We start from the raw sequence: 17873 nt of genomic DNA, 5'->3' as shown, positions 1-17873 counted from the left end.
CGGGCGGCGGTCGCCAGCTCTACACGCGGCTGCTGCACCGGCTCAGGGAGCGCGGCTACCGAACGGCTTTCGCGGGCATCACGCAACCGAACGAGGCCAGCAACGGCTTTCACCGGTCATTCGGCTTTCACGACGCCGGCTTATACCGGCGCACCGCATGGAAAGACGGGCGCTGGCACGACGTCGCGTGGATGCAACTGGAACTGGTCGGCTCGGCCGACTCCGACGAGCCGCCAAACCCGATCGTGTGATCGGTTAGCCGCCGCCACCGCCGACGAAGCCGCCGCCGCCGCCGACGAATCCGCCGCCACCGCCCGCGAAAGCCGTTCGGTAGCCGCGCTCCCTGAGCCGGTGCAGCAGCCGCGTGTAGAGCTGGCGACCGCCGCCCGTGCGGTGATGCTCGAGGTCGACATAGATTCCGGTCTCGGCCGACCACTGGAAGGTCGGCAGTCGCCGGAGCGCGTGACCGTAGGCGAAACCGACGACCCGACCATCGCGTTCGAGGACCAGCCAGTCGTGCGCCTCGCGCGCGGTGGCGATGCGGGCGGCCATCTCCCTTATGCTCGGGACGTCGATCTCCCAGCTGATCACCGTGTCCTCGACGTACGGGCGATAGATCGCACGGCACGCCGCGGCGTCCTCCGCAGACGCCGGGCGCACCCGGCCGATTGGCATGCCAGTCATTCTTTCTAGGCTTGCAAGGGATTACAAGCCGCCCACAGGCGATCTGGGCCCGCGAGACTGAAACTATGGCGCACGTTTGCGGCGTGTCGTCGCCATAGGTTAAGTGTCGCGCGCCGAAAAGCGCGACACACCTATGCGTCAAGCGCCAGGTCCTTGCGGAAGCGCTGCATGCCGTCGATCTTGTCGGCCAACGAGGCGTCCGGCCCGGCGTAGAACATCCACGGCATGGTGATGATGCCGGTGATGCCGGCGTCGGCGGCGCGCCGGTAGTCGGCGGTGGTGAAGGCGTCGGTCAGCGGCGTCAGGATGGTGAAATCGTCCATGGAAAGCCCGTTTTCGGCGCGCATCTCCCGCAACCGGCCCACGGCCTCGATGGCGCGTTCGGTCTTGATCAGGTCACCGATCCAGCCGTCGTTGCGGGCGGCGCGGCGCAGCGCGATGTCGCTGAGCCCGCCGACGTACACCGGGATCGGCGGCGGCGTCGGCTCCATCTCCAGTCGCGGCGCCCGGTAGAACGCGCCCTCGAACTCCGTCCATCCCGGCCGCCACAACGCCCGCATCAGGTCGATGATCTCGTCGGTCCGTTTGCCGCGGGCCTCGAATTGTTCGCCCATCAACGCGAATTCCTCGCGGCACCAACCCACACCGATACCGAGCTCCACCCGGCCCTCCGCCAGAACCGCCGCGGTGCCAATCGCTTTGGCCGCCGAGTACGGGTTGCGCATCGCCGGGATGTAGACGGTGGTGACGAATCGGAGCCGCGTGGTGACCTGAGCCAGCGCACCGATCAGGACCCACGGGTCGGGCCAGTCGGTGAACGGCTGCCAACGGCGTTGCCCGTCCTTGGTGTAGGGATACGGGGTGTCCAGGGTCTCCAGGTTGACGACGTGGTCGGGAATCCCGATGCCGTCGTAGCCGAGTTCGTCGGCGGCCTTGGCGAGTTCGATGATCTCCCGGGTGTTCAGGAAGGCACTGCTGATATAGAACTTCATTGGCCTTCCCGCGCCCACGCCGGCTCGATGAAGACGCCCTCGGCCTCGACGGTGATGCCCGCGGCGTCCGAAATAGTCCCGCGCGCAAAGACTTTGCGGCCCTCCTTGCCGTCGACCCACGCCTCGCAACGGAGCGGGCCCAGCGGGGTGCCGCGCAGGTATTTCACCGTGATGGTTCCGGTGAACCGCGCCTTGGACAGCCCCTCGCTGGCCGCCTCGCCGAGCATGTGGTCGAGCACCAGGGCGCTGACGCCGCCGTGCACCAGTTTGGGCGGACCCTCATACGCCGAGCCCAGGACGAACTCGCTCCAGCAGCGGCCGCCGCCGTCGTGGTGGACGACGATCGGCGGCGCGATCGGATTGCACACCCCGATCGCGGCGTTACCCAGCGGCAGCGGGCGGCCGTTGACGCGGTAGCTCACCCCGACCGGCCGGGTCCGTTGCCGCAGCGAGGCGGTGACGGCCTCGATCGCGGAGCGCGCCTGGTCGACGACGTCGTCGTCGACCTCGGTGCGGATGGTGGCGTCGACGAGTTCGCGCACCGCGTCGGCCAACGGGGCGTAGAGGGCTGTGACTCGGTCAGCCTCCGCCGCGTCGAGCACCTCGAATATGGCGTCCAACGCGCCGGCCTCCTGATTCAACTTCCAAACACCTTCCGCACCACGGCTTTTGCTCGCCGCGTCACCCGTAGATAGTTGTCCAGGAACTCCCCGCCGTCGTCGGTCGGCCAGCCCGCGGCCACCGCGACCGCATTGAGCTGACGTCCGGGCCCCGGCAGCTGGTCGGTCGGCTTGCCGCGGACCAGCACCAGCGCGTTGCGGGCCCGCGTAGCGGTCAGCCAGGCCTGCCGCAGCAGGTCGACCTCGTCGGCGGGAACCAGGCCGGCCGCCTCGATCGCATCCAGGGATTCCAGCGTCGAGGTGTTGTGCAGGGCGGGGATGTCGTGGGCGTGGAGCAGCTGCAGCAGCTGTACGGTCCACTCGATATCGGCCAGTCCCCCGCGGCCCAGCTTGGTGTGGGTGTTGGGGTCGGCGCCGCGCGGCAGCCGCTCGGCGTCCACGCGGGCCTTGATGCGGCGGATCTCGCGCACCGCATCCGACGACACCCCGTCGGCCGGGTAACGCGTCTTGTCGGCGATCACCAAGAACTGCTGGCCCAGCTCCGCGTCGCCGGCGACCGGGTGGGCGCGCAGCAGGGCTTGAATCTCCCACGGCTGCGCCCACTGTTCGTAATAAGCGGCGTAGGAGCCCAGCGTGCGCACCAGCGGGCCCTGCCGACCCTCGGGCCGCAGGTTGGTGTCGACCTCCAGCGGCGGGTCGACGCTGGGCGTGCCCAGCAGCGTGCGCACCTGCTCGGCGACGGTCGTGGACCACCGGATCGCCACCGAGTCCTCGACACCGGTCGCCGCCTCGCACACGAACATCACGTCGGCGTCGGACCCGTAGCCAAGCTCGGCGCCGCCCAGCCTGCCCATGCCGATCACCGCGATGGCCGCCAGCGCCCTTCCCTTTTCGGGGCCGTCCTTGGGAAGGTTGGCGCGGATGATCGCGTCGAGCGCGGCCTGCAGCACGGCCACCCACACCGAGGTGAGCCCCCGGCAGACGTCGGTGACCTCGAGGAAGCCCAGCAGGTCGGCCGAGCCGATGCGGGCCAGTTCGCGGCGGCGCAGTGTGCGGGCCGCGGCGATCGCCCGCACCGCGTCGGGGTGGCGGCCGGCCGAGGCGATCAGCGCCCGGGACACCGCGGCGAGGTCCGTCTCGAGCAGTTTGGGGCCGGACGTGCCGTCGCTGTAATCCTGAATCACCCTGGGCGCGCGCATCAACAAGTCCGGGACGTAGGCGGAGGTGCCCAGCACGTGCATAAGCCGCTTGGCCACCGCAGGCTTGTCACGCAGCGTGGCCAGATACCAGTTCTCGCCGGCCAGGGCCTCACTCAGCCGGCGGTAGGCCAGCAGGCCGCCGTCGGGATCGGGGGCGTAGGACATCCAGTGCAGCAGCCTGGGCAGCAGCACCGACTGCACCCGACCGCGCCGGCCGCTCTGGTTGACCAGCGCCGACATGTGTTTCAGCGCCGTCTGCGGTCCCTCGTAGCCGAGCGCGGCGAGCTGCCGCTCGGCGGCCTCCGACGTCATGCCGTGCCGCATCTCCAGGCCGGCCGGGCCGATCGACTCCAGCAGCGGCTGGTAGAAGAGCTTGGCGTGTAGCTGAGAAACGCGCAGGTTCTGGTGGCGCAGCTCCTCGCGGAGCACGCCCGCGGCGTCGTGCCGCCCGTCGGGGCGGATGTGCGCGGCGCGCGCCAGCCAGCGCACGGCCTCCTCGTCCTCGGCCTCCGGCAACAGGTGGGTGCGCTTGAGCCGCTGCAGCTGGAGCCGGTGCTCGAGCAGTCGGAGGAACTCGTAGGACGCGGTCAGGTTCGCCGCGTCCTCGCGTCCGATGTAGCCGCCCTGACCCAGCGCGTCCAGCGCGTCCACCGTGGACGCCACGTGCAGCGACTCGTCGCCGCGGCCGTGCACCAGTTGCAGCAGCTGCACCGCGAACTCCACGTCACGCAGCCCGCCGCTGCCGAGTTTGATCTCGCGGCCGCGCACGTCGGCGGGCACCAGCTGCTCGACCCGCCGGCGCATGGCCTGCACCTCGACGACGAAGTCCTCGCGCTCGCAGGCCACCCACACCATCGGCATCAACGCGGTCAGGTAGCGCTCCCCGAGCTCCGCGTCGCCCACGGCCGCGCGGGCTTTGAGCAACGCCTGGAACTCCCACGTCTTCGCCCAGCGCTGGTAGTAGGCGATGTGCGACCCGACGGTGCGGACCAGCTCACCGCTGCGGCCCTCGGGCCGCAGCCCGGCGTCGACCTGGAAGAAGGCCGCCGAGGCGACCCGCATCATCTCGCTGGCCAGCCGGGTGGTGAGGGCGTCGGCCCGCTCGCCGACGAAGATGACGTCGACGTCGCTGACGTAGTTCAGTTCGCGGGCACCGCATTTGCCCATCGCGATGACGGCCAGCCGTGGCGGCGTGCGGTCGCCGCACGCGCTCATCTCCGCCACCCGCAGGGCGGCGGACAGCGCGGCGTCCGCCAGGTCCGACAGCTGGGCCCCCACCACGGTGAACGGCAGCACCGGTTCGTCCTCCACCGTCGCCGCCAGGTCGAGCGCGGCCAGCACCAGCAGCTGGTCGCGGTAGAGGGTTTGCAGGCGCGCCACGACCGTCCCGGGATCGCCCGACGCCTCGTCGACGCATCGGGTGAAGGCCGCGCGCAGCTCGTCGTGCGTGGGCAGTTTGGCCTTGCCCCGCAACAGTTTCCACGACTGCGGGTGAACGGCCAGGTGATCGCCCAGGGCCAGCGACGAGCCGAGCACGGCGAACAGCCGCCCGCGCAGCGGGCGTTCGGTGAGCAGCGCGGCGTTGAGCTCGTCCCAGTCGGTGTCGGGGTTTTCCGCCAGCCGGATCAGGGCACGCAGCGCCGCGTCGGGGTCGGGTGCGCGCGACAGCGACCACAGCAGGTCGACGTGCGCCTGGTCGTCGTGGTCGTACCAACCCAGTTGCGTCAGCCGATCGCTTGCCGGGGGGTCGACCAGGCCGAGCCGGCCCACGCTGGGCAGCCGGGGGCGCTGCGTCGCGGGTTTGGTCACGACCACGACGGTATCGCAACCCGCCTGCGTTGCCGGGGAAAGGCGGGCACCCCGGTGAGCGCGGCGCCTGCTAGAGCGACAGGTAGGTGCTCAGCTCGTACGGTGTGACGTGGCTGCGGTAGGTGGCCCACTCCGTGCGCTTGTTGCGCAGGAAGAAGTCAAAAACGTGCTCCCCCAATGTCTCCGCGACCAGCTCGGAGGCCTCCATCGCCTTGAGCGCGGCGTCGAGGCTGGTCGGCAGCTCGCGGTAGCCCATCGCGATCCGCTCCTCGGCGGTGAGGTCCCAGACGTTGTCCTCGGCCTGGGGTCCCAGCACATAGCCCTTCTCCACCCCGCGCAGCCCGGCGGCCAGCAGCACGGCGAACGTCAGGTAGGGGTTGCAGGCCGAGTCGGGGCTGCGCACCTCGATGCGCCGCGACGACGTCTTGTGCGGTGTGTACATCGGCACCCGCACCAGCGCCGACCGGTTGGCCGCGCCCCACGACGCCGCGGTGGGCGCCTCGCCGCCCTGCACCAGCCGCTTGTAGGAGTTGACCCATTGGTTGGTGACCGCGCTGATCTCGGAGGCGTGCTCCAGGATGCCGGCGATGAACGACTTGCCCACGTCGGACAGCTGCAGCGGGTCGTCGGGGCTGTGGAAGGCGTTGACGTCGCCCTCGAACAGGCTCATGTGGGTGTGCATCGCCGAGCCGGGGTGCTGCCCGAACGGCTTGGGCATGAACGACGCGCGGGCGCCGTTCTCGATCGCGACCTCCTTGATGACGTAGCGGAACGTCATCACGTTGTCGGCCATCGACAGGGCGTCGGCGAAGCGCAGGTCGATCTCCTGCTGGCCGGGCGCACCCTCGTGGTGGCTGAACTCCACCGAGATGCCCATGAACTCCAGCGACTCGATCGCGTGGCGGCGGAAGTTCGAGGCGGAGTCGTGGATGGCCTGGTCGAAGTAGCCCGCGTTGTCGACCGGGACGGGCACCGAGCCATCGTTGGGGCCGGGCTGCAGCAGGAAGAACTCGATTTCGGGGTGGACGTAGCAGGAAAACCCGAGGTCGTTGGCCTTCTGCAGCTGGCGGCGCAGCACGTGTCGCGGGTCCGCCCAGGACGGCGAGCCGTCCGGCATGGTGATGTCGCAGAACATCCGCGCCGAGTGGTGGTGTCCGCCGGACGCCCAGGGCAGCACCTGGAAGGTCGACGGGTCCGGGTTGGCCACGGTGTCGGATTCCGAGACCCGCGAGAAGCCCTCGATCGAGGATCCGTCGAAGCCGATGCCCTCTTCGAAGGCACCCTCGAGTTCGGCTGGGGCGATGGCGACCGACTTGAGGAAACCGAGCACGTCGGTGAACCACAGCCGAACGAAGCGGATATCCCGTTCCTCCAGCGTGCGGAGGACGAATTCCTTCTGGCGATCCATAACCGAAACAGTAGGCAACAGCTGTTAATTCTGTGTTACCGACGCGCGATCGGAACAATTGCCAACATTGCAAACAAGCTGCTCAGTGCGGTCAGGACTGGCATCGGTAGCCCGGCGGCGGCAATGTGCCCTCGACGAGGTACCTCATCACGGCGCCGTCCACGCACTGGTCCCCGTTGAACACCGCGGTGTGCTGCGTCCCGTCGTAGGTGATCAGCGGGCCGCCCAGCTGGCGGGCCAGGTTGACCCCGGCCTGGTACGGGGTGGCCGGATCGTGCGTGGTGGAGACGACGACGACCTTGCCCGGCGCCGCGGGCGCCGCGACGTGCGGCGTCGACGTCGCGGGCACCGGCCACAGTGCGCACAGATCGCGGGGCGCGGCCCCGGTGAACTGCCCGTAGCTGAGGAATGGCGCCGCCTGGCGAATCCGTTGATCGGCCGAGACCCAGCTCGCCGAATCCGTCGGCGACGGCGCGTCGACGCAACGGATCGCGTTGAACGCATCCTGATCGTTGGTGTAATGACCGCCGCGGTCGCGGCCCTCGTAGTCGTCGGCGAGCACCAGCAGGTCACCGGCGTCGGTGCCGCGCTGCAGGCCGAGCAGGCCGCTGGTCAGATATTTCCAGTGCGCCGGGGTGTAGAGCGCGTTGATGGTGCCGGTGGTCGCGTCGGCGTAACTCAGGCCACGCGGGTCCGACGTGCGACCGGGCTTGGCGACCAACGGGTCGACCAGCGCGTGGTAGCGGTTGACGAACTGGGCCGGGTCGGTGCCCAGCGGGCAGCCCGCCGAGCGGGCGCAGTCGGTGGCGTAGTCGTTGAAAGCGGTTTGAAATCCCGCCATTTGCTGAACGTTCTCGTCGACCGGGCCGACGGTCGGGTCGATCGCACCGTCGAGCACCATCGCCCGCACGTGGGCCCCGAACTTTTCCAGGTACGCGGTGCCCAGCTCGGTGCCGTAGCTGTAGCCGAGGTAGTTGATCTGGTCGTCACCCAGCGCCTGGCGGACCATGTCCATGTCGCGCGCCACCGAGGCGGTGCCGACGTTGGCCAGAAACCCGGGTCCCATGCGGCTCGCACACTGCCGGGCCAGCTGCTGATACAGCTGTTCGATGTGCGCCACACCGGCCGGGCTGTAGTCGACCATCGGCTCGCGCCGGTAGGCGTCGAACTCGGCGTCCGAGCGGCAGCGCAGCGCCGGGGTCGAATGCCCCACCCCCCGCGGGTCGAAGCCGACGAGGTCGAAGTTGCGCCGAATGGGCGTGCCGTCCAGATCCGGCGCCATGCCGGCCACCATGTCGACCGCGGACCCGCCGGGACCGCCCGGATTGACCAACAGCGAACCGATCCGTTGGCCGGTGGCCGGCACGCGGATCACCGCCAGCCTGGCCTGCCCCGCTCCCGGGTTGTCGTAGTCGACCGGAACGGAGACGGTGGTGCACTGCGCGGTGGGGACATCGCTTGTGTCGGTGGCGAATTGACCGCAACTCCCCCACGTCTGCGGGGTTGCGGACGACGGCCTCGGAGCGGGACTCTGCCCCGAACCCGGCTCCGGGGTGGCGCCCGCGACCGCCGGTCCCACCACCGATTGCGCGGCCAACAGCCCGAATGACACCAGCGCCGAACTGAACGGTCTCAGGCGCGACATGGCAGTCATCGTGTCAGCCTCGGGTTCCCGAAATGGCGCAAAACGGTTACGCCTTGATCTCGTCTGCGACCCGCACCGAGTGTGCGATTGCGCTCGACGTCAGACCCGTACGCGCCCTAGCACTTTGCGCCGCTGGGCGGCGTCGTGCCGCCGACCAGGTACGCGGTGACGTAGTTGTCGATGCAACCGTCGCCCTGGAACACCACCGTGTGCTGGGTGCCGTCGTAGGTGAGCAGCGAACTGCGCAGCTGGTTGGCCAGGTCGACCCCGGCCTTGTAGGGGGTGGCCGGGTCGTGGGTGGTCGATACCACCACCGTCGGGGCCAGGCCGGGCGCGGAGATGGTGTGCGGCTTGCTCGTCGGCGGCACCGGCCAGAACGCGCAGGTGCCCAGCGGGGCGTCGCCGGTGAAGGTGCCGTAGCTCATGAACGGCGCGATCTCCCGCGAGCGACGGTCCTCGTCGATCACCTTGGCGCGGTCGGTGATCGGCGGTTGGTCGACGCAGTTGATGGCGACGCGCGCGTCGGTGGCGTTGGTGTAGTGACCGTGCGCGTCACGGCGCATGTACATGTCGGCCAGCGCCAGCAGCGTGTCGCCGCGGTGGTTGACCAGTTCGCTCAGCCCGTCGGTCAGGTGGTGCCACAACGTCGGCGAGTACAGCGCCATGATGGTGCCGACGATGGCGTCGCTATAGCTCAGTCCCCGCGGATCCTTGGTAGGAGCCGGCCTTCCCACCATCGGGTTGTTCGGGTCGACCAGCGGGTCGACCAGGCTGTGGTAGACGTCGACGGCCTTGTCCGGGTCCGTGCCCAACGGGCAGCTCGACTGTTTCGCGCACTCGGTGGCGTAGTCGTTGAACGCGTCCTGGAAACCCTTGGCCTGGCGCAGGTCTGCCTCGACGGGATCGGCGTTGGGGTCGACGGCGCCGTCGAGGATCATCGCCCGCACCTTGTCCGGGTAGGCCTCGGCGTAGGCGGAGCCGATTCGGGTGCCATAGGAGTAGCCCAGGTAGGTCAGCTTGTCGTCGCCCAGCGCCGCGCGAATCGCGTCGAGGTCCCTGGCGACGTTGACCGTGCCGACGTTGGCCAGAAAGTTCTTGCCCATCTTGTCCACGCAGCGGCCGACGAACTCCTTGGTCTCGTCCTCGATGTGGGCCACGCCGGCGGGGCTGTAGTCGACGTTCGGCTCCGTGCGCAGCCGGTCGTTGTCGGCGTCGGAGTTGCACCAGATGGACGGCCGCGACGATCCCACCCCGCGGGGGTCGAAACCCACCAGGTCGAACCGTTCGCGGACCCGCTTCGGCAACGACTGGACGACACCGAGGGCGGCCTCGATACCGGACTCGCCGGGCCCGCCGGGGTTGATCACCAGCGAGCCGATCTTGTCCCCGGTGGCGGGGAAGCGAATCATCGCCAGCGTGGCCACGTCGCCGTCGAGGTGGTCGTAGTCGACCGGCACTGCGAGCTTGCCGCACAGCGCGCCCGCGGGGATCTTGGCCTTCGGGTTGGATGACCGACACGGTGTCCATTCCACGGCCTGCCCCAGCTTGGGTTCGGCCAGCAGGGCGCGCCCGTTGACGACGCGAACGCAGCCCCCGACCAGGAGCGCCACGGCAGCAACCGTTGTCGAAACCAGCAGCATGCGCGCGAACTTGCCGCGGCGAGACAGACCCATGCCAACATATGCTGCCAGAGGGAAGCTGAGATTCTCGTGAGCGGCACCGCCGAGCGGTTACCGGCCGGCCGCGAGCCCCGCGCATGGCATGTCTCACATCACCCGGACGGTGCGACTGCGCGGAAGAGATGGCAGAATGGCACCGTCAGACGAACCCGGGGACCCGTTGAGGGCCACGAGGATCGACCCGACCACCACCAATAGGACAATGATGTCTGAGCAGAACGTCTATGGTGCGGGCACGTCCGAACAGGCGCAGCCGCTCATCAAAATCCGCACCCACCACCTGCAGAAGATGAAGGCCGAAGGGCACAAGTGGGCCATGCTCACGGCCTACGACTATTCGACCGCCCGCATCTTCGACGAGGAGGGCATTCCGGTGTTGCTGGTCGGCGACTCGGCCGCCAACGTCGTGTACGGCTACGACACCACGGTGCCGGTCTCGATCGACGAAATGATCCCGCTGGTGCGCGGCGTGGTGCGCGGGGCGCGTCACGCCCTGGTCGTCGCGGACCTGCCGTTCGGCAGCTACGAGGCGGGCCCGGCCCAGGCGCTGGCGTCGGCCACCCGGTTCATGAAGGAGGGCGGCGCCCACGCCGTCAAGCTCGAGGGCGGCGAGCGGGTGTCCGAGCAGATCGCCTGCCTGACCGCGGCGGGGATCCCCGTGATGGCGCACATCGGGTTCACGCCGCAGAGCGTGAACAGCCTGGGCGGCTTCCGGGTCCAGGGCCGCGGTGACGCCGCGGAACAGACCGTCGCCGACGCGATCGCCGTCGCCGAAGCCGGGGCGTTCTCCGTCGTCATGGAGATGGTGCCGGCGGAACTGGCCACCCAGATCACCGGCAAGCTGACCATCCCGACCGTCGGAATCGGGGCCGGCCCGAACTGCGACGGCCAGGTTCTGGTCTGGCAGGACATGGCCGGGGTCAGCAGCGGCAAGGCCGCCCGATTCGTGAAGCGGTTCGGCGACGTCGGCGGGGAATTGCGCCGGGCCGCAAGGCAATATGCGAAAGAGGTGGCGGAGGGGGTCTTTCCCGCCGACGAGCACTGCTTCTGACGGGCGCGACTAGACGTTTCGCCCACCGGATCCTGTCAATTCCGAAAATCCTTGTGTGGCAGGCCGGTACGATTGTTCTTGGATGAGGTCTCTACTCCGAGAGCAAGGGTGAAACCGATCGACCGGGCGATTCATGGTGACTTCGTGCACCGTCGAACGGTGCTGAAGATACCGCTGGCATTGGCAGGGGGCGCTGCACTGGCCCGAGCACCTCGCGCGGCCGCGCAACCGCCCCCCACCTCGCCGAAATCGAGCCCGTGGTCACCAGACCGGGCCAGTAATTGGTACCGGGCTCAAGGTTGGCTGGTCGGCGCGAACTACATCACGTCGAACGCCATCAACCAGCTCGAGATGTTCCAGGCCGACACCTACGACCCGCAGCGCATCGATACGGAGCTGGGCTGGGCCCGGTCAGCCGGGTTCAACACGATCCGGGTGTTCCTGCACGACCTGCTCTGGGCGCAGGACTATCAAGGGTTCCAGGGCCGTCTCGCGCAGTTCGTCGACATCGTGGCCCGGCACGGCATCAAGCCGCTCTTCGTCTTGTTTGACTCCTGTTGGGATCCGCTCCCGCAAGCAGGTCCGCAGCGCCCGCCGAGGCCCGGCGTCCACAACTCCGGCTGGGTGCAAAGTCCGGGCGCGCAACGCATCGATGATCCCAACTATGCCCGCACGCTGCATGACTATGTCACCGGAGTGCTGACCCAGTTCCGCAACGACGACCGCATTTTGGGCTGGGATCTGTGGAATGAGCCCGATAATCCCTCGCACCAATATCGCGCCGTCGAGAGGAAAGACAAACAAGCCGTCGTCGCGAACCTGCTTCCGCAGGTGTTCGAGTGGGCACGCGCGGTAGATCCCTGTCAACCATTGACGAGCGCCGTGTGGCAGGGCGAGTGGGCAGACCCGGGACGCCGCAGCGCGATCAGCGGCATTCAGCTCGACAACTCCGACGTGATCACGTTCCACTCCTATGACAAGCCGGCGTGGTTTGAGACCCGCATCAACGAGCTTGTCCCCTACGGGCGCCCCATCCTGTGCACCGAGTACATGGCCCGGCCGTTGGGCAGCACCATCCCGGGCGTGTTGCCCATCGCCAAGCGCTACAACGTCGGGGCGTTCAACTGGGGGCTGGTCGCGGGGAAGACCCAGACCTTCTTTCCGTGGGACTCCTGGGAGCACCCGTACACGGCCATGCCCGCGGTGTGGTTCCACGATCTGCTCGCGCCCGACGGACGTCCGTTCCGCGAGCCCGAGATCCAGACGATCCGCGAACTGAGCGGCCTGGCGCTGCATCTCCGCGAAGACTCGCCGCCGCCGCCGTAACGCCGCGCCGGTAGCTGCCGGCGCCGCCATTCGCGTCACCGCGGTATGGCAGGCTAGGAGAACCCATTATCCCTTCACGGCCGCGACGACGCGCCCTCAACGGAGCCGAAAATGCCTGCAAAAGCGCCACAAACCTCGCGCCATCGCGAGGTGGAGCGCAAGTTCGATGTCGGCGAGTCCACCGTGTCACCTTCGTTCGAAGGCATCGCAGCGGTGGCGCACGTCGAGAAGTCGCCCACTCAGACACTGGACGCGACGTACTTCGACACCCCCGCACAGGACCTCGCCCGCAACAAGATCACCCTGCGCCGCCGCAGCGGCGGCTCGGACGCGGGATGGCACCTGAAGCTGCCGGCCGGGCCAGAGGCGCGTACCGAAGTCCGGACGCCGCTGGACACCTCGGGCCCGGGCGGGCCCGACACCGTGCCGGAGGAGCTGGTGGACATCGTGCTGGCGATCGTGCGCGACCGTCCGCTCGAACCGGTCGCCCGCATCACCACCCAGCGTGAAACCCAGGTGTTGTACGCGGCCGACGACACGCCCCTGGCGGAGTTCTGCAACGACCACGTCACCGCCTGGTCGGCCCGCGCTTCCGACGACCCCGACGTGGAGCCCACCCAGCAGGAGTGGCGCGAGTGGGAGCTGGAACTGGTCGAGACGAATGGGGCGCCGGACACCGAGCTGTTGAACCGGTTGGGCAATCGGCTGCTCGACGCCGGCGCCGCACCGGCCGGTCATGCCTCCAAGCTGGCGCGGGTACTCGGCACGACGCCGCAGCCCGACGGCGCGCCGGCCGCCGAGCACCCGTTGCAGCGCGCGGTGGCCGATCAGATCCGCGAACTCTTGGTGTGGGATCGCGCGGTACGCGCCGACGCGTTCGATTCCATTCACCAGATGCGGGTCACCACCCGCAAGCTGCGCAGCCTGTTGCGCGACTACCAGGAGTCGTTCGGGTTACCCGACGAAGGGTGGGTGCTCGACGAACTGCGCGAGCTCGCCGGCATTCTCGGCATTGCGCGCGACGCCGAAGTCCTTGCGGAGCGTTACGAGCGCCAACTGGACGGCCTCACACCGGATTTGGTGCGCGGTCCGGTGCACGAGCGTCTGGTCGGCGGCGCGCAGCGCCGCTATCAGACCGGGCTGCGTCGGTCGCTGATCGCCATGCGGTCGCAGCGTTACTTCCGTCTGCTCGACGCCCTCGATGCGATAGCGGCGCAACCCCCGGCCGCCGCGCCCGGCGAAGAGCACCCGCCGGTCACCATCGACGCCGCCTACAAGAAGGTTCGCAAGGCCGCCAAAGCCGCCGCCCAGGTGGCCGGCGAACACCCGGAGGACCATCACGCGCGTGACGAATCGATCCACCGGATTCGCAAGCGGGCCAAGCGACTTCGGTACACCGCCGCGGCCACCGGCGCCGACAGGGTGTCCGAGCAGGCGAAGGCCGTTCAGTCGCTGCTCGGCGACCATCAGGACAGCGTGGTCAGCCGCGAACATCTGCGCCACGAATCCGAAGCCGCGCACGCCGCCGGCGAGGACACCTTCACCTACGGCCTGCTGTATCAGCAGGAGGCCGACTTGGCCGAGCGCTGCGAACAGCAGCTCGACGACGCGTTGCGCAAGCTCGCCAAGGCGGTGCACAAGGCCGGCTGAGCGGGGCGCTCAACCCCGCGAGACTGTAACGGGCGACGGGGTTACTCGGCGAACGCGTCGCGGAATACAGTTTCGCGGATGCCTAAAGCGGGGCGGACGAGTTGGCCTGTAAGCCGGATTCTGTTCCGCGCACCTCCGGCAGCCGAAGATGCGCGGCGGCGACCATCCATCTGAACACACCGTCGCCGGGTGCCTCGAGCGGCCTACCCGCAGGCTCGGGCGAGCAACCCTCGAACGCCTGCGCGGCCGCACCTTCCGGTGCGGCCTTCTTGGCCTTGCTTCGGGTGGGGTTTGCCTAGCCACCCCGGTCACCCGGGATGCTGGTGCGCTCTTACCGCACCGTTTCACCCTTACCACCGCGAGGGTGGCGGTCTGCTTTCTGTGGCACTGTCCCGCGAGTCACCTCGGATTGCCGTTAGCAATCACCCCGCTCTGTGAAGTCCGGACTTTCCTCGAACCGCCTTGCGGCGGTCCGCGGCCGCCCGGCCAACTCGTCCGCGACGATCCAGGCTACTACCTGCGCGATGCCGTTGCCAGCAACCTCGCACGCCGGCTCTATCGTGGACCTCGCAGACAGGCACACGAAAGGGCGCCAGATGTCCCGGTGGAAGAAGCGCGTCGACTCCGGCGACTGGGACGCCATCGCCGGCACGGTCAACGAAGACGGCGGGGCGCTACTGCCGAGGCTGGTCACCACCAGCGAAGCGGCGCGGCTCCGCAAGCTCTACAACGACGACAGCCTGTTCCGCTCGACCATCGACATGGCGCCCAAGCGATACGGCGCCGGGCAGTATCGCTACTTCCGGGCACCCTATCCCGACCCGATCGACGAGCTCAAACACGCGCTGTACCCGCGGCTGCTGCCGATCGCCCGCGACTGGTGGGGCAAACTCGGCCGCGACGCGCCCTGGCCCGACGGTCTGGACGATTGGCTGGCGATCTGCCACGCCGCCGGCCAAACCAGGCCCACCGCGCTGATGCTGAAGTACGGCGCGGGCGACTGGAACGCCCTGCACCGAGACCTCTACGGCGACTTGGTGTTTCCGCTGCAGGTGGTGATCAACCTCAGCGAGCCCGGCACCGACTACACCGGCGGCGAATTTCTGCTCGTCGAACAGCGGTTGCGGGCCCAATCCCGCGGCATGACAACGCAATTGCCGCAGGGGCATGGATTCGTGTTCACCACCCGCGAGCGGCCCGTGGCCTCCAGCCGCGGCTGGTCCGCGGCGCCGGTGCGGCACGGCGTGTCGGTGGTGCGCTCCGGCGAACGCTACGCCCTGGGGCTGATCTTCCACGACGCGGCCTGAGGTTATCCGACGCGCCGCAGAGCCATCACGTTGTCCCGCAGGGCCGCGGCTTGTCCGTCGGGTCCGACCGCCTCCCGTTCCACCGTCTCCGCCCGCACCGGGGTCCAGGCGTTGTCCAGCCGCAACGATGCGAGCACCTCGTCGATCGTGGGAAAGGAGTGGTGGTGGTGGTGCTCCGCCCACGGTGGGGCTGCCGCGTGGTCGACGATCAGCAGCACACCGCCGGGGCTCACATGCTCGGCCGCCCGCCGCAGCGCGAAGTCGCGGTCCAGCCGGGCCGGCGAGTGCAGAAACTGCGCCGATACCAGGTCGAACATCCCGTCCGGGAAGCTCTCGTTGAGATCGTGGAGCTGAAAGTCGATGCGCCCGTCCACGTTTCGCGCCGACGCCGCCTCCGCCGCGCGTTGCAGCGCGGTGGCCGAGACGTCGACCGCCACCACCTGCCACCCACGCTCGGCGAGCCACAACGCGTCAGCGCCCTCCCCACAGCCCAGGTCCAGAGCCCGGCCCGCAGGCAAGTCGGCAGCCACCTCGGCGAGGCGCGGGTTGACCCGCCCGCTCCACACCCGGTCGGTCGATCGGTAACGCTCTTCCCAGAACCGCTGGGCGTCATCAGGTTTGCATGAAGTTTCCATACCGCGAGCTTGCCCAGCTGGGTTCGGCTTGCCAAGCTTATTTGCCATGCAGGCAAAGAACGCTCCCGATATCGACCTTCAGGTGCGCCGGCGCCTGCGTGAACTGCGCACGCAGCGCGGCATGACGCTGCAAGAGGTCGGCGCGCGCGCCGGCATCGACGTCTCGACGCTCAGCCGCCTCGAGTCGGGAAAGCGCCGGCTCGCCCTCGATCACCTCCCGCGCCTGGCGCGGGCGCTGTCGGTCAGCACCGACGAGTTGTTGCAGCCCTCCGAAGCCCACGATCCGCGGGTGCGCGGCGCCGCCCACACCCACCACGGGGTCACCTATTGGCCGCTGACCCGTCAGGGTCCCGCCGGCGGTCTGCACGCGTTCAAGGTTCGGGTCAGCGCCCGGCGCCGCACCCCGCCGGCGGAGTTGCCGGTGCACGAAGGCCAGGACTGGATGTACGTCCTGTCCGGCAGGCTGCGGCTGCTGCTCGGCGACCGCGACTTCACCATCGCGCCGGGCGAAGCGGTCGAGTTCTCCACCTGGACACCGCACTGGTTCGGGGCGGTCGACGGCCCGGTGGAGGCCATCGTGATCTTCGGGCCGCACGGCGAACGGCTGCACCTGCACAGCTGAGCGCCGCGCGGCGATTGTGCGGCCGCTCAGCATTGACCATTGCCCGGCGGGGACGTTGGTGCCAGTCTGACCAGATGACAGATACCGAGGGGTTCGTCGACCAGACGGTGACCGGTCTGGCGGACCCACAGCCGATGTACAAGGCGTTGCGCGAATCGAGCCCGGTGTTCCGGTCACCGCAGGCCGTGGTGCTCAGCCGACTGGCCGACATCGAGATGGCGCTCAAACACACGGAGTTGTTCTCGTCGAACATGGACGCGGTCGACCTGGGCAACGTGCGGCCGCTGATCCCGCTGCAGATCGACCCGCCCGAGCATGCGAAGTACCGCCGCATCCTCGATCCGTTGTTCACTCCGCGCGAGATGGCCCGCCGCGAGCCACGGGTCACCGAGCTGGTGAACGAGATGATCGACGACTTCGCCGATCGGAGCGAGTGCGACTTTCACACCGAGTTCGCGGTGCCCCTGCCGTGCACCGTCTTCCTGCAGCTGCTCGGGTTGCCGCTGGAAGACCTCGAGAAGTTTCTGGAATGGAAGGACGGTGTGATCCGACCGGAGGGCGACTCCGGCTTCGACCGGCGGCACGAGAGCGCCGCCGCGGTGGCGCAACAGATCTACGACTACTTCGACCGCGCTATCGACGACCACATCGCCAGCCCCCGCGACGACGTGCTGTCGGCGATGATCGCCGCCGACGTCGCCGGGCGGCCGCTGTCGCGCGAAGAGCTCCTCGACATCTGCTTCCTCTTCCTGATCGCCGGCCTGGACACGGTGACCGACTCACTCGACTGCTTCTTCGTGTACCTGGCGCGCCACCCCGACCACCGTCGTCAGCTGGTCGAGCAGCCCGACATCCTGCCCAGCGCCGTCGAGGAGTTGTTGCGCTGGGAGACACCGGTGCCCGGTGTCGCACGGGTCGCCATCCAAGACGTCGAGGTGGGCGGCTGCCCCATCCACAAGGGCGAACGGGTCAGCCCGTTGCTGGGCGCGGCCAACACCGACCCGGCCGAGTTCGCCGATCCGGAGCTGGTCGACTTCACCCGCAACCCGAACCGGCACCGCGCGTTCGGGGGCGGTCCGCATCGCTGCCTGGGCTCCCACCTGGCCCGCATGGAGCTGAGGGTGGCGTTACGCGAGTTCCACCGGCGCATACCGGATTACGAGATCAAGCCGGGCACCCAGCTGAGCTACACCGCGGCCCTGCGCTCGGTGGAGTCGCTGCCCCTGGTGTTTCCGGCGCCATGACC

At 68.8% G+C, this 17873-nt stretch carries 15 protein-coding genes and 1 other RNA gene; 7 read left to right on the top strand and 9 right to left on the bottom strand.

All coding sequences use genetic code 11. The features are described 5' to 3' along the window. Positions 1 to 251, top strand: a 251-nt coding sequence (locus A5713_RS21045) for a GNAT family N-acetyltransferase (RefSeq protein WP_156751747.1), incomplete at its 5' end; no start/stop codon positions are given. Positions 252 to 255: 4 nt separating this feature from the next. On the opposite strand, the gene A5713_RS21040 is transcribed toward A5713_RS21045, so the two are convergent. The 7 genes from A5713_RS21040 to A5713_RS21010 all read right to left on the bottom strand — a co-directional run bounded on the left by A5713_RS21040 (position 256) and on the right by A5713_RS21010 (position 10030). Continuing rightward, on the bottom strand, positions 256 to 684 hold the full coding sequence (locus A5713_RS21040) for a GNAT family N-acetyltransferase (protein WP_231980570.1): 429 nt from the start codon (positions 682 to 684) through the stop codon (positions 256 to 258). Between the two features lie 131 nt (positions 685 to 815). Further along, positions 816 to 1676, bottom strand: a complete 861-nt coding sequence (locus A5713_RS21035) for a TIGR03619 family F420-dependent LLM class oxidoreductase (protein WP_068098246.1) — start codon at positions 1674 to 1676, stop codon at positions 816 to 818. Then, positions 1673 to 2317, bottom strand: a complete 645-nt coding sequence (locus A5713_RS21030) for a PaaI family thioesterase (protein WP_067916868.1) — start codon at positions 2315 to 2317, stop codon at positions 1673 to 1675. The genes A5713_RS21035 and A5713_RS21030 overlap by 4 nt, the downstream gene beginning before the upstream one ends. Continuing rightward, positions 2314 to 5310 (bottom strand): bifunctional [glutamine synthetase] adenylyltransferase/[glutamine synthetase]-adenylyl-L-tyrosine phosphorylase, encoded by a 2997-nt coding sequence (locus A5713_RS21025; protein ID WP_068098245.1) that lies wholly within the window; start codon positions 5308 to 5310, stop codon positions 2314 to 2316. The genes A5713_RS21030 and A5713_RS21025 overlap by 4 nt, the downstream gene beginning before the upstream one ends. A 64-nt stretch (positions 5311 to 5374) precedes the next feature. Beyond that, positions 5375 to 6712, bottom strand: coding sequence for a glutamine synthetase family protein (locus A5713_RS21020; RefSeq protein WP_068098244.1), 1338 nt, complete (start codon positions 6710 to 6712; stop codon positions 5375 to 5377). Positions 6713 to 6803: 91 nt separating this feature from the next. Further along, positions 6804 to 8366, bottom strand: a complete 1563-nt coding sequence (locus A5713_RS21015; RefSeq protein WP_156751967.1) for an alpha/beta hydrolase — start codon at positions 8364 to 8366, stop codon at positions 6804 to 6806. 107 nt (positions 8367 to 8473) lie between these two features. After that, on the bottom strand, positions 8474 to 10030 hold the full coding sequence (locus A5713_RS21010; protein ID WP_067921484.1) for an alpha/beta hydrolase: 1557 nt from the start codon (positions 10028 to 10030) through the stop codon (positions 8474 to 8476). 211 nt (positions 10031 to 10241) lie between these two features. Here A5713_RS21010 and panB point away from each other — a divergent pair, with 211 nt between their 5' ends. The 3 genes from panB to A5713_RS20995 all read left to right on the top strand — a co-directional run bounded on the left by panB (position 10242) and on the right by A5713_RS20995 (position 14063). Continuing rightward, positions 10242 to 11087 carry a 3-methyl-2-oxobutanoate hydroxymethyltransferase gene (panB, locus tag A5713_RS21005; protein WP_068098256.1) on the top strand — a complete coding sequence of 282 codons (846 nt, stop codon included), beginning with the start codon at positions 10242 to 10244 and terminating at the stop codon, positions 11085 to 11087. Positions 11088 to 11231: 144 nt separating this feature from the next. Continuing rightward, positions 11232 to 12413, top strand: coding sequence for a cellulase family glycosylhydrolase (locus A5713_RS21000; protein ID WP_067921496.1), 1182 nt, complete (start codon positions 11232 to 11234; stop codon positions 12411 to 12413). 111 nt (positions 12414 to 12524) lie between these two features. Further along, the gene (locus A5713_RS20995; RefSeq protein ID WP_067921482.1) at positions 12525 to 14063 is read left to right on the top strand and encodes a CYTH and CHAD domain-containing protein; all 1539 of its coding nucleotides are present in this window, start codon (positions 12525 to 12527) and stop codon (positions 14061 to 14063) included. A gap of 93 nt (positions 14064 to 14156) precedes the next feature. Here the strand turns inward: A5713_RS20995 and rnpB are convergent. Next, positions 14157 to 14557, bottom strand: an RNA gene (rnpB, locus tag A5713_RS20990) — RNase P RNA component class A. A 102-nt stretch (positions 14558 to 14659) separates the two neighbouring features. On the opposite strand from rnpB, the gene A5713_RS20985 reads away from it, so the two are divergent. Continuing rightward, on the top strand, positions 14660 to 15370 hold the full coding sequence (locus A5713_RS20985; protein ID WP_068098243.1) for a 2OG-Fe(II) oxygenase: 711 nt from the start codon (positions 14660 to 14662) through the stop codon (positions 15368 to 15370). 2 nt (positions 15371 to 15372) lie between these two features. On the opposite strand, the gene A5713_RS20980 is transcribed toward A5713_RS20985, so the two are convergent. After that, positions 15373 to 16005 (bottom strand): cyclopropane-fatty-acyl-phospholipid synthase family protein, encoded by a 633-nt coding sequence (locus A5713_RS20980; protein WP_068098242.1) that lies wholly within the window; start codon positions 16003 to 16005, stop codon positions 15373 to 15375. Between the two features lie 46 nt (positions 16006 to 16051). Between A5713_RS20980 and A5713_RS20975 the strand changes: the two genes are divergently transcribed. Together A5713_RS20975 and A5713_RS20970 are read left to right on the top strand one after the other, a co-directional pair. After that, positions 16052 to 16627 carry a helix-turn-helix domain-containing protein gene (locus A5713_RS20975; protein ID WP_067921476.1) on the top strand — a complete coding sequence of 192 codons (576 nt, stop codon included), beginning with the start codon at positions 16052 to 16054 and terminating at the stop codon, positions 16625 to 16627. 74 nt (positions 16628 to 16701) lie between these two features. Continuing rightward, a complete protein-coding gene (locus A5713_RS20970; RefSeq protein WP_068098241.1) occupies positions 16702 to 17871 on the top strand; it encodes a cytochrome P450 in 1170 nt (389 codons plus the stop codon). Positions 17872 to 17873 lie beyond the last annotated feature (2 nt).

It is taken from the genome of Mycobacterium sp. E2497, assembly GCF_001668695.1.
GTDB lineage: Bacteria > Actinomycetota > Actinomycetes > Mycobacteriales > Mycobacteriaceae > Mycobacterium.
The sequence above is the reverse complement of the archived record's forward strand: the minus strand, read 5'-3'. Positions and strand labels throughout refer to the sequence as shown.